At 35.8% G+C, this 11,739-nt stretch carries 9 protein-coding genes; 7 read left to right on the forward strand and 2 right to left on the reverse strand.

The annotated features are described in order from the left end of the window. The first annotated feature begins 54 nt into the window (after nt 1-54). The 6 genes from ACZZZI_RS16335 (at nt 55) to ACZZZI_RS16360 (ending at nt 9,773) form a co-directional block, all read left to right on the forward strand. Nucleotides 55-3,537, forward strand: a complete 3,483-nt coding sequence (locus ACZZZI_RS16335; protein ID WP_463490019.1) for a SusC/RagA family TonB-linked outer membrane protein — start codon at nt 55-57, stop codon at nt 3,535-3,537. 10 nt (nt 3,538-3,547) lie between these two features. Further along, nucleotides 3,548-5,119, forward strand: a complete 1,572-nt coding sequence (locus ACZZZI_RS16340) for a SusD/RagB family nutrient-binding outer membrane lipoprotein (protein WP_463490021.1) — start codon at nt 3,548-3,550, stop codon at nt 5,117-5,119. A gap of 18 nt (nt 5,120-5,137) precedes the next feature. Beyond that, entirely contained in the window at nt 5,138-6,643 is a 1,506-nt protein-coding gene (locus ACZZZI_RS16345) for a DUF5689 domain-containing protein (RefSeq protein ID WP_463490023.1), read from the forward strand. Nucleotides 6,644-6,707: 64 nt separating this feature from the next. After that, complete coding sequence (locus ACZZZI_RS16350) at nt 6,708-8,120, forward strand: calcineurin-like phosphoesterase C-terminal domain-containing protein (RefSeq protein WP_463490025.1); 1,413 nt, start codon at nt 6,708-6,710, stop codon at nt 8,118-8,120. A gap of 22 nt (nt 8,121-8,142) precedes the next feature. Then, nucleotides 8,143-9,042, forward strand: coding sequence for a glycerophosphodiester phosphodiesterase family protein (locus tag ACZZZI_RS16355; RefSeq protein WP_463490027.1), 900 nt, complete (start codon nt 8,143-8,145; stop codon nt 9,040-9,042). 38 nt (nt 9,043-9,080) lie between these two features. Further along, a complete protein-coding gene (locus tag ACZZZI_RS16360) occupies nt 9,081-9,773 on the forward strand; it encodes a GDSL-type esterase/lipase family protein (protein WP_463490029.1) in 693 nt (230 codons plus the stop codon). 127 nt (nt 9,774-9,900) lie between these two features. Here ACZZZI_RS16360 and ACZZZI_RS16365 read toward each other — a convergent pair whose 3' ends face one another. Further along, nucleotides 9,901-10,350, reverse strand: a complete 450-nt coding sequence (locus ACZZZI_RS16365) for a hypothetical protein (RefSeq protein WP_463490031.1) — start codon at nt 10,348-10,350, stop codon at nt 9,901-9,903. Nucleotides 10,351-10,430: 80 nt separating this feature from the next. Further along, nucleotides 10,431-11,207, reverse strand: coding sequence for an XRE family transcriptional regulator (locus tag ACZZZI_RS16370; RefSeq protein ID WP_316760594.1), 777 nt, complete (start codon nt 11,205-11,207; stop codon nt 10,431-10,433). Between the two features lie 133 nt (nt 11,208-11,340). Here ACZZZI_RS16370 and ACZZZI_RS16375 point away from each other — a divergent pair, with 133 nt between their 5' ends. Then, nucleotides 11,341-11,691 (forward strand): GIY-YIG nuclease family protein, encoded by a 351-nt coding sequence (locus ACZZZI_RS16375; protein WP_316760591.1) that lies wholly within the window; start codon nt 11,341-11,343, stop codon nt 11,689-11,691. The last annotated feature ends 48 nt before the right edge of the window (nt 11,692-11,739 follow it).

Genomic DNA, 11,739 nt, shown 5'->3' on the forward strand with positions numbered 1-11,739 from the left:
CCTACAAAACCTGTTAAACTTATTTAAAAAGACAAAGTAAAACTTAGTAAAGATATGAAAAATAATACGCGGTGGATAAGGAATATCCATCAGTACTCCTTAAAACTTTTGGTCTTAATAGCCATAATAATATTGCAATTGCAAAATGTAAATGCTCAAGCTGATAAGAAGATTCTGTTCGAAGCAAACGGAATAACTTTAATAAAAGCTTTCAACGAATTAGAAAAACTTAGCGGAAACACAATCAATTATAACAATACACAGCTTAACGATCAAAAAAAAGTATATGTGTCTAGGAGTTTGCGTACAGTTAACGAAGTTCTGACATTATTGTTAAAAGACTTGCCGTTTAGCTTTAAGGCCAGCGGTAATGGAAGCTTTTTAATTGTAGCGAAAAATACAGCAACGGGTATTTTAAGCGGTAAGGTTTTAGACGAGAACAATCAAACTTTACCTGCAGTTACAGTAAAAGTGCTGGAATTGAATAGAACTACGCAAACGGATAATGATGGCAATTTTTCGATAGTTGTTGCTCCAGGAATTTATACCATTGAAGCGAGTTATATTGCTTATGAAAGATCGAAGGTTCAAAGTGTAAAAGTAAATAATGGTATAACAACTAAGTTGAATTTTCAACTTAAACCACTAGATAATTCATTGAATGAAGTTGTTGTAACTGCCTTAGGTATAAAACGTGAAGAAAAGGCTTTAGGTTATGCAGTAACGCAGGTAGATAGTAGCGCTTTTACAAATGCAGTTGCCAGTAACTGGACAGATGCATTATCTGGTAAAGTAGCGGGATTAAATCTTGTTCGTAATGGTGGGCCTGCAGCTTCGAACAAAATTATATTACGTGGTGAGAACAATTTAACAGGCGATAATGAAGCCCTAATTGTAATTGATGGAGTAGTAGCAAGTAGTTCTGCACGTCGTACAGCTGCTTCATCTGGTGGTGTTTATGGTACTTCTGGTGATATTATGCCTCCCGATTTTGGTTCAGCCTTGAACGATTTAAATCCAGACGATATTGAGAACGTTACGGTACTAAAGGGCCCAGGTGCTGCTGCACTTTATGGTCAGCGTGGTGCAAACGGTGCCATTATTATTACGACAAAATCTGGAAGTAAAAACAGTAAAAAACTTAATATTACTTTTACTTCTAACAGTACTTGGGAACAAGTAAGTAGAAGTCCTGATATTCAAAATCAGTACGGACAAGGGCAATTCGGTGTTTCCTATTTTTCTTATGGTGCTACAGAAGATGGCGCAAGTACAAATGCAACCAGCGCAAGTTGGGGGGCACCTTTTAATCAAGGTACAAGCTTTTATCAATATGATCCGATAACCAAAACAAGAGGAACATCAAGAGCACCTTGGGTAGCTTATCAAAATCCTATTGATGCATTTTTTAAAACAGGTTTCGAATCATCAAACTCAGTTAGTTTAGATGGAACATATAAAAAAGTTGGAATGCGTTTTTCGGCTAGCCATGGAGATAATTCGTGGATTGTACCAAATACAGGCTTAGAACGTACTTCTGCATCTTTTTCGGCAAATGCCGAGGTAACTAAAAAATTAAATATAAATTTTAAAGCTGCGTATAATAACAGGCATAGCGATAATTTGCCAGCTACAGGTTACGGAAATCAATCGTTAATGTATTGGTTTATGTTTGCACAACCCAACGTAAATACAGATTGGTACCGCGATTATTGGGCACCAGGAAAAGAAGGCGTTCAGTTTGTAAACATTACAACTACAAACCCCGAAAGTCCTTATGCAATTTCTGAGCAGTATTTAAATAAGCAACGTAGAAATGGTGTTTTAAGTAACATACAGGCAAATTATAAATTTACAGATGAACTAAGTTTACTTGTTCGTGGTTCGATTGATTACAACCATGATATTCGTGAAACACAACGCCCATGGGATGCAGCGGGTAATAAATTTGCGCAAGGTTCTTACCGAGTTCAAGATATTAACTCATACGAAGTTAATGCTGATTTCTTATTAAAATACGATAAAAAAATTACCGAATCTTTAAGAATGAATGCGAATGTTGGTGGTAGCCAAATGCGTAATCAATACAATAAATCAGAACTTCGTGCTGATGGTTTAGTTATTCCTGGCGATTATAGATTGACCAATAATGCCAGTCCTTTAGTTTCGGTACCAGATACAGCCCGTTACAGAATTAATAGCTTTTACGCAGCGATCTCATTCAGTTTTAAAAATTATTTGTATCTAGATTTAACAGGCCGTCAGGATTGGAGCAGTACATTGGCTACGCCCTTTAGGACAGATAATGTTGGCTTTTTCTACCCTTCGGCAAGTGTATCTTTTATTCCATCGGATTTATGGAAAATGCCCGAACAAATTAGTTTCTTCAAATTAAGGGCTTCAATTTCTCAGGTTGGTAGTGGGGGTACAACACCTTATCGCACTGCATATAATTACAGTCTTGCTTCAAATGGTATTTATCCAGATAGCGCAATGACTAATCCGAATGTACTGCCAAATCCGAATTTAAAACCGCTTAAAACCACAACTATTGAAGTTGGTACAGAGTTGCGTTTATTTAAGAATCGTTTAAATTTCGATTTCGCAGCCTATATGGGAAATACTAAAAATCAAATTCTTAACCGTATTGTAGATCGAGCAACGGGTTATAATGTAGCTGTATTTAATGTGGGTAAAGTAGAGAATAAAGGTATCGAGCTAGCTGTTAACGGAACACCAATACAAACTGGTAAGTTTAAATGGGAGCTTACAGGAACATTTAGCGCAAACCGAAATAAAATTACTGAACTGGCCGATAGTTCTGTTGTATTGAGAACAGGCGCCTTAGGTGGCGGACAAATTGTGGCTAATGTTGGCGGCAGCATGGGTGATCTGTATGGAAATGGCTATTTGCGTTCGCCTGATGGACAAATTGTTTATGATGCAACTACAGGTAATGCAAAAACGGGAACAGGTTTAGTTTATTTAGGTAACACAATGCCAAAATTCAGATTTAGTTTTGGCTCAACACTTACTTATGGTCGTTTCAGTGTAAATGGATTATTCGATGCGCAACTGGGAGCCGTAGCGCATTCGTTAACCTTTTCAAGAATGGCTGCTTTGGGCAAGCTTAATCTTACTTTGCCAGGACGATATAATGGCGTTATCGGTGATGGCGTAATTCAAAACATAAATGGTACTTATCGCCCTAATGATGTTGTCGCAACTAATCTAGAGAGCTTCTACACTTCACTTTATGGTTCAGACCAAGCGGAGGGAAGCGTTTTCAGAACAGATTATTTAAAGTTCAGAGAAGCGAATGTAACTTTTGCTTTCGGACCAGCATTTCTGAAAAGAATTGGCTTTACCAAATTAACTATCGGCGCTTATGGTCGTAATTTATTTATCTGGTCGCCTTGGCCAGCATTCGATCCTGAGTTTGGAACTTTATCAGGAACTGATATTGTTCAAGGTTTTGAAACTGGTCAATTGCCATCAACGAGAACTTATGGCGTGCGTTTAGTTGTGGGCTTATAAAAGAAATAATATGAAAACGATTAATAAAATAACCAATTATATATTATTAGGAATTGTTAGCTTATCTGCTTTCTCCTGTAAAAAAGATTTTAACGAGGTAAATACCGATCCAATCGGTAAATCATCAGTTAGCGCAAGCCAACTTTTAGCACCAGCTTTGGTAAATGTTTTATCTGCCAATATGGTGCGCAATCGTAACTTCAATAACGAATTAATGCAGGTTACTGTAGATATAAGCGATGCTGAAGGTAAAGTGTTCAGGTACGATGTTAGACGTAACTGGGCAGATTATACCTGGAATACCTGGTATCCAGAATTAACCAATTTACGCGACATCTACACAATCGCCAGTAAGCCCGAGTCTTTAAATGCATCTTATAAAGGCATATCGTTAATTACCCAGGCCTGGGTATTTCAGTTATTAACAGATGTTTATGGTGATGTTCCTTATTCGCAGGCTAACCAAGGGAAAGTAGGTAATTACGAACCAGTTTTTGACAAGCAAAAAGATATCTATCTCGATTTGTTTACAAAATTGGAAGAAGCAAATAAATTATTAACTGAAGGCACATCGATAGTGGCAAGCAGTGATCCTATTTACCAGGGCGACGTAAGTAAGTGGCGTAGATTGGGTAATTCTCTGTATTTGCGTTTATTACTTCGTGTATCTAGCAAAGCTGATGTTAGTGCTCAGGTAATTGCTAAAATAAAAGAAATTGCTGATGGTAATAAGGCTAATTATCCTATTATGGAAAACAATAGCCATACCGCAAAAATATTGTGGAACGGAACAAATAGTAGTACTTCTGTTTACTCATCTCCGTTTATGATAAATGTTAGGGCTGTAGATTTTAGAACACCTGCAATAACAGATTTTTTTATTAGCAGTTTAGGTTTTTGGAAAGATCCACGTATAGATGGGGCATTTGGTGTAAATGGCGTTAATAGATTTGGTATTGCTGCAGGTCCTGGAGGATTAATTGGCGTTCCTAGCGGATATGATACGGGTACATCAGCAATAAAACAATCTTACTTTTATTCTGATGCAACTACCAATAATCCAACCACTTTGCAAACCGACCGTTATACGGGAATAGTTATGAACTGTGCTGAAGTAGATTTTATTTTAGCCGAAGCTGCAGCTAAAGGTTGGATAACAGGTACAGGAGAATCTTACTACACAAAAGGTATTGCAGATGCAATCAACTATTGGTTGCCCACAATTTTTACCACAGCATCAGATCCAGCACTAGAGGCTTATATAAACAACGCTGATATTGGCTGGAATAACAATCTTCCTTTGGATAATTCTGCAAATAATTCGGTTAGTAAAATGCAGCTTATTCACTTGCAGAAATATTATGCCATGTTTTTAGTCGATTTTCAGCAATGGTTCGAATATCGTAGAACAGGTCACCCGTTTATTCCAAAAGGAACTGGACTAGCAAACGGTGGCAAAATGCCCGCAAGATTAAATTATCCATTAGTTACTCAATCAACCAATCCAACAAGTTATAAAAATGCAGTTGCTTCGCAAGGTGCAGATGATATTAACACACTTGTTTGGTGGCAAAAACCTTAATCATATCAAAAAAATAATATGAAAAAGATAATATTTTATATCGTTGCCATAGTTGTAATCTGTGGTACCTGGATGGGATGTAAACGTGATAGCGATTATATTGGCATTACAGTTAGTCCATATATTTCAAATTTCGATTTGCGTAAACTTTTTAAAGGATCTGATTTACTGCTAAGCGATGAAAACTTAGGTGGTGCAAATTTTATTAAGGGAATCGTTGTATCAAATCAAGCAGGAGGTAATATTCCAACAGGTTTACTTCTTGTACAAAATAGTCGTATTGCGGGTAATGGTATCGATTCGCTAAGAGGTATTGCTTTCAATGTAGGTACCGAGGCCGCAAAATATATTCCTGGTGATTCTGTTCATGTAAGAATTACAGGATCTACACTTAAAAGAGTTAATGGAACTTTACAAATTGAAGGTGTTACAGCAGCAGGTATCGAGAAAAAGGCGGCTGGACGATCAATAATTTTAAGAGCTGTAAATACAGGAATGTTAACGAGCAGACCAGGTTTTTATGAGAGCACGTTAATCACGATTAGTAAGGGTAAGATGTCTCCAGAACCTCTTTCGGGTAATACTTATTCTGGTAACAAAACAATAAATGATGGTTTTGGAACTGGAATTATTCATACAGAAGTTTCCTCTAGTTTTGCAAAGCAGGAGGCTACACCATTTGCAGATTACACAGGAGTTGTGTTTCAAACGGCAACGGGTGTTCAGCTTTGGCCAAGAACAGCAACTGATATTTTTGCGTTGCCAGAGATTAAGCCATCCGCATTAATCATTACTGGTTATTTAACCGATCCAACAGGTTCTGATGCAAATAATGAATATATTCAGTTTAAAGCAACAAGAGATATCGATTTTGCTGCAACTCCTTTCTCTATTGTTACGAGTAATAATGCAGGTATTTTAGTTGCACCTGCAACAGGCTGGGCAATGGGTGGTGTAAGAACTTACAAGTTTACAATTAAGACTGGTACTGTTAAAAAAGGTCAGTTTTGCTACGTTGGCGGAAACAAAGTAATTTGGGGAAGTGGTTCAACAGATATCAGTTCTGGAGTTTGGATTGCTAGTAAACAATACTCTACTTTAGATGGTGATGATTTTGGAACTGCAACAGCAAATTTATTGGCTAACAGCGGTAACGTTGCTGGGGTAGCTGTGTTTGAAGGACTTACGGTAACGGGAAATTCCATTCCTTTAGATGTAATTATGTATGGTGGTAATGGTGCAATATATGCTGCTGGTCCGCCAGAGGCAGGCTATAGAATTACAAATACTGATAAATATAGTACTATTCAAAATAGAAAAACTGTAGCGTTTTATGGTGCAGGTACTAATACGAATAAATTCGGTTTCCCTACAACAAGTAATTTTACCATGTTAGGGGGTGTTTATAATGCTTCGACAGGTATTTGGAGTACAGGTAGAACGGCAACCAATATCGAATTAACAACCACATCGCCATTATCAATAATAGAGCAAACAACAGGTTTCACTACAATTACAAACTAATATATTAACTCAAACAAACCATCAATTAAAAGATGGTTTGTTTATTTTAACTAAAAAACATCAAATGAACAGAAGATCATTTATACAGAAATCAAGTTTATTAACCTCTGCATTATTCATTAGTTTAAAATCATTTCCATCATCTTTATTTTCTGTTGATGGGTTGGTAAGTGGAGTTGTAACCAGCAAAGGAAAAGCAGTTGCAGGTGTAGTCATTTCTGATGGCTATAATGTTATTCAAACAGATAAAAATGGTAAGTACGAAATTAAACTACACGAGCTTGCCCGTTTTGTGTGGATTAGTACACCATCAGGATACGAATTTAAATCAGAAAGTAATATAGCACGTCATTATTATAAACCAGATACTGCTGGTAAATTAAATTTTGATCTTAAGCCATTAAAACAAAAAGACGATAAGCATAATTTTATCATTTGGGCTGATCCGCAAGTAAAAAATAAAATGGATGTTGAGCAGATGATGGAAACTTCTGTGCCAGATACCATCAAAATCATTAAATCTATGGATCCGAAAATTCCAGTTCATGGCATTACGGTGGGAGATATTGTTTGGGATAATCATGAGCTTTTTGTTGATTACAATGCAGCTGTAACTAAAATGGGAACTCCATTTTTTCAGGCATTAGGAAATCATGATATGGATTATAGAATGGGTGGCGATGAAACATCTGACAAAACTTTTCAAGAACATTATGGGCCAACTTATTATTCATTTAACAGGGGAAAAGCTCACTATGTGGTTTTAGATGATGTTCGTTACTTGGGTACAGAAAGAAATTACGATGGATATATCAGTCAGCAGCAATTAGATTGGTTGGCAAAAGATTTGAAATTTGTTTCGAAAGATGCTTTATTGATTATCAATCTTCATATTCCAGTTCATAATGCGGTAAAAAATAATGCTGATTTTTACGCTGTTTTACAGGGTTTTACCAATGTACACATTATGTCTGGCCATACGCATTACAACAGAAATGTAATTACCGATAACATTTTCGAACATAATCATGGTGCGGTTTGTGGGGCATGGTGGACTGGCCCAATTTGCGAAGATGGGACACCAAGAGGTTATGGCGTTTACGAGGTGAATGGGACCGAATTAAAATGGTTTTATCAGCCTACAGGTTTAGATAAAAAAGAGCAAATTCATATTTATGTAGATGATTTAACTAACCAAAAGCGTTTAATTGCCAATGTTTGGAACTGGGATCCAAAGTGGAAAGTAGAATATTTTCTTGATGGAAAATCAATGGGGCTTTTGGAACAGCAAAAAGGTTACGATCCCTTATCAGTAAGTTTATATAAGGGTGATACCTTGCCGAAAGGAAGAACGTTTCCTGAGCCAAGTAAAACCGATCATTTATTTGTAGCGCATTTTGAACCTTCAGTAAAAGTAGTTAAAGTGGTTGCAACAGATAGATTTGGCGAAAAATACGAGGCAAACTTTAAAGCTTAATATATCTAAAGAAAAGAAAATTATGAAAATTTCGAAATCCTTATTACTTATTGTTTTCGGGGCAATTACGGTACAGGTAAACGCACAAGAGGCAAAATTTCCTGCTTTTAGTGCCGAAGCACATCGTGGCGGCCGTGGTTTGTGGCCCGAAAATACGATTGTGGCTATGCAAAACGTATTGAAAATTGACGGCATTACAACACTGGAAATGGATACGCATATTACAAAGGATGGTAACGTTGTGGTTACCCATGATGATTATTTAAGCCCTGGTTTTATGCGTACACCTGATGGGCAGGATATTCCCGACGCTGATGCGAAAAAATATCCAGTTTTTGGGATGGACTATAGCGATTTAAAGCAATACGATTTAGGCTCGAAAGCATTGCTTGGCTTTCCTGAACAACAAAAAATTAAATCGCAAATTCCTTTGTTGGAAGATTTGATTGATGCGGTACAAAAGGACATCAAAACTAATAAAAGGAAGCAGGTTTTTTATAATATTGAAACAAAATGCAGTGTAGCTGGAGATGGAATTACAAACCCAGAACCTGCCGTTTTTGTGAAATTATTGATGGATGTTATTCAGAAAAAGGGAATTGCGCCTTATGTTGTTATTCAATCTTTCGATAAACGAACCATTCAGCTTATTCACGAAAAATATCCAAATGTTAGAACATCATTTTTGGTGGCTAATAAAAAAACTTACGAAGAAAATATTGCAGATTTAGGTTACAAACCATTTATTTTAAGTCCAGTTTGGCAAATGGTAAACGAAGATTTAGTTAAGAAAGCACACGCAGATGGAGTAAAAGTTATTCCTTGGACGGCCAACAAAGCTGAAGATATAGCTGCATTGAAAGCTCTAGGTGTTGATGGAATTATTTCAGATTATCCAAATATCTTGGTTCAATCCAAATAATTTAAGAAATTGCACTATTCCTAATCAATTTAATCGATATGAAATCTTTCTTTTACAAATCGTTACTGGCAGTTTCTTTATTTATTGTACAAAGCTCTAATTATGCAACAGCTCAGGTTGTTAAATGGGATAGCACTTATCGCCCAGGAAAATATGCAGAACAGGTAACTAAATTTAAAGAAGAACCCAAATCGAAGAAAGATTTCATATTCTTAGGTAATAGTATAACTGCTGGCACTGATTGGGCTAAGCTTTTAAATCTTCCTCAGGCAAAAAATCGTGGTATTTCGGGCGATATTACTTTTGGTATTTTAGAAAGATTGCAAGAAATTATCGATAGAAAGCCCGCTAAAGTTTTTATTTTGATTGGCATAAATGATATATCGAGAAACATTCCTGATAGTGTGATTCTGCATAATTATAAAACAATGATTCAGCGAATCAGAAAAGAATCGAAAAAAACGCATATTTATTTCAGCACACTTTTGCCTGTAAATAGTTCTTTTGAAAAGTTTAAGAATCATTACGGTAAGGATAATCACATTCTTTGGTTAAATGATGAGATCAGAAAACTCGAAGCAAAAAATGTAACAATTGTGGATTTATATCCTGTTTTTGTAGATGATAATAAAAGATTGAGAGCCGAGTTGACTAAAGATGGCTTGCATCTTGTTCCAGAAGGTTACAAAGTTTGGGCTGAATATCTTAATGCAAACGACTATTTAAAATAGTATAATCTAAACATCAATCGAAAAAAATTAGGAGGGAAGGCCAGCTAAAATTCTAATGCCTAAAAAACAAAAAAAGCGTTCTACTAAGTAGAACGCTTTTAAATATTTCAAATAATTTCTTTAAAGATTAACCTTGAGCTGGTGGATTTGAAACTACAGGCGCTTTATCTCTTTTCCCTTTTCCCATACCTCTTCTCATTTTTCCTGCTTTTTCTTTAGCTTCAGATCTAAAAGCTTCTAGTTTTGTTTTTTGATCTGCATTTAAAACGCCTTCAAGATCTGCTTTGCTTTTATCCATATCTGCTTTTCTTTCTTTCATTTTCCCCTTCATTGCAGATTTGTCTTCGCTGCGGTAAGCATCTACCTTTTTAGCTTTATCCAATTCTATTGCATAAACCTTTTTCTTTTGATCGGCGGTTAAGCTTAGTTTTTTATCCATCATCCCTGTTGCTTTTTCTGCTCTTTGTTCTGCAGTTAGCTTAGGCATTTCTCTTCTTACTCTTCTAGTCGAATCTTGAGCAAACACTGCAGTAAAACCCATTACTGCAACGGCTATTGTTAAAATCAATTTTTTCATGTGTATTAGTTATTTATGTGTGTTTTAACTAATAGATAGTAAAAATGTCTTTCGGTTTAATTTGTACTTGTTAAAATATGTTAATTCTTGTTAAGTTGCGAAATTGATTTTTGCATTTGAGCCATCATTTGAGTTAAGGTTTCCATCGTTGGGTCTGGTGCAGGTTCTGGCAACGAAGTAGATATATATGCCTTTGCTCTCCAAATTTCAAGAATATCATCGGCGGCAATTGTGTAAGCATCATAAACTTTGTTATCCGAAACTAATTTTAACTCTTTATTTTCTCTGAACCGATTGCCTGCACGTTTGTAAACTACACCTTCATTTTTACTAATAATGATATAAGTTTCACCAGTTTTAACCTCATTCCAGTTATCTAAGTATTCACCAATAATTACACTTCCAGGTTGAACAGGTAACATACTATCACCCATAATTTCGAAAGCACGAAAAGTTCCCTGACGAAGCGCAGCAATTGGCAGCTGGAACTTTGGAAGATCACTTATATACTGAGGATCAGAAAAGCCGTTCAAATAACCAGCACTTGCCTTAACTGGAACCAGCTCGATATTTTCCCTGTCGTTCGCATCAACCGAAATACTGAGTACTCTTAAATTAGAACCCTGGCTTTTCGGTTTTGGCTTCCAGCTATCAGAAATTTTTTCATTGATGAATTCATCGATGGTTAACTCAAAATATTCAGCTATTTTTTTTAGTAATTCATATTTTGGTTCAGCCCTGTCTTCTTCATAGGCACCTATAAGTGATCTTTTAATTTCCATAATATCAGCGAATCCCTGCTGTGTATGGCCTTTTTTCTTCCTTAGGTACTTTAAATTATTTGAAATATTCGACATAAAAATAAATTTTAAAATAAATTTGGAATTACTAAAATAGTTAGTAATTTTATGCTCATAAAGTTAGTAATATTATTTTGATTTGCAAGAGGGTATACTAAATAGTTTAGTTTTAATTTTTAAACACGTTATTATGAAAAAGTTCGTTTACATCGTTACCGACAGAAATCGCACCAGTATGCATGTTGGCATGAGTTCTGATTTGATTAAAACATTAGATTTTTACAAGCAGATGCCCAACTTATTTTTTGATAACGGACAGCAATTAACCCGCCTTGTATATTTCGAAGAATTTAAAACCGAGGCTCAGGCTTTGTCTCGTTTTAAATTGATCAGTAGATTTACCCGTATGCAAAAAGAACGTTTAGTAAGATCTTGTAATCCCGATTGGATTGATTTAACTATTGGCCTTGATTTTGAAAATATTCTTATGCATAGAAATATTACCAATCAGGTAAAGCTTTCTTTCAATAGCTTATCTTAAACAACTAATGAGTTTCGATAATTGAGTTAATGAATACCCAGATTCTTC

The sequence above is a fragment of the Pedobacter sp. AC190 genome (assembly GCF_979258025.1).

Bases quoted from the DNA above. Each gene is read 5' to 3' on its own strand.
- ACZZZI_RS16375 (WP_316760591.1), top strand. From the start codon at position 11,341: ATGAAAAAGTTCGTTTACATCGTTACCGACAGAAATCGCACCAGTATG.
- ACZZZI_RS16365 (WP_463490031.1), bottom strand. From the start codon at position 10,350: ATGAAAAAATTGATTTTAACAATAGCCGTTGCAGTAATGGGTTTTACT.
- ACZZZI_RS16370 (WP_316760594.1), bottom strand. From the start codon at position 11,207: ATGTCGAATATTTCAAATAATTTAAAGTACCTAAGGAAGAAAAAAGGC.
- ACZZZI_RS16340 (WP_463490021.1), top strand. From the start codon at position 3,548: ATGAAAACGATTAATAAAATAACCAATTATATATTATTAGGAATTGTT.
- ACZZZI_RS16350 (WP_463490025.1), top strand. From the start codon at position 6,708: ATGAACAGAAGATCATTTATACAGAAATCAAGTTTATTAACCTCTGCA.
- ACZZZI_RS16335 (WP_463490019.1), top strand. From the start codon at position 55: ATGAAAAATAATACGCGGTGGATAAGGAATATCCATCAGTACTCCTTA.
- ACZZZI_RS16360 (WP_463490029.1), top strand. From the start codon at position 9,081: ATGAAATCTTTCTTTTACAAATCGTTACTGGCAGTTTCTTTATTTATT.
- ACZZZI_RS16345 (WP_463490023.1), top strand. From the start codon at position 5,138: ATGAAAAAGATAATATTTTATATCGTTGCCATAGTTGTAATCTGTGGT.
- ACZZZI_RS16355 (WP_463490027.1), top strand. From the start codon at position 8,143: ATGAAAATTTCGAAATCCTTATTACTTATTGTTTTCGGGGCAATTACG.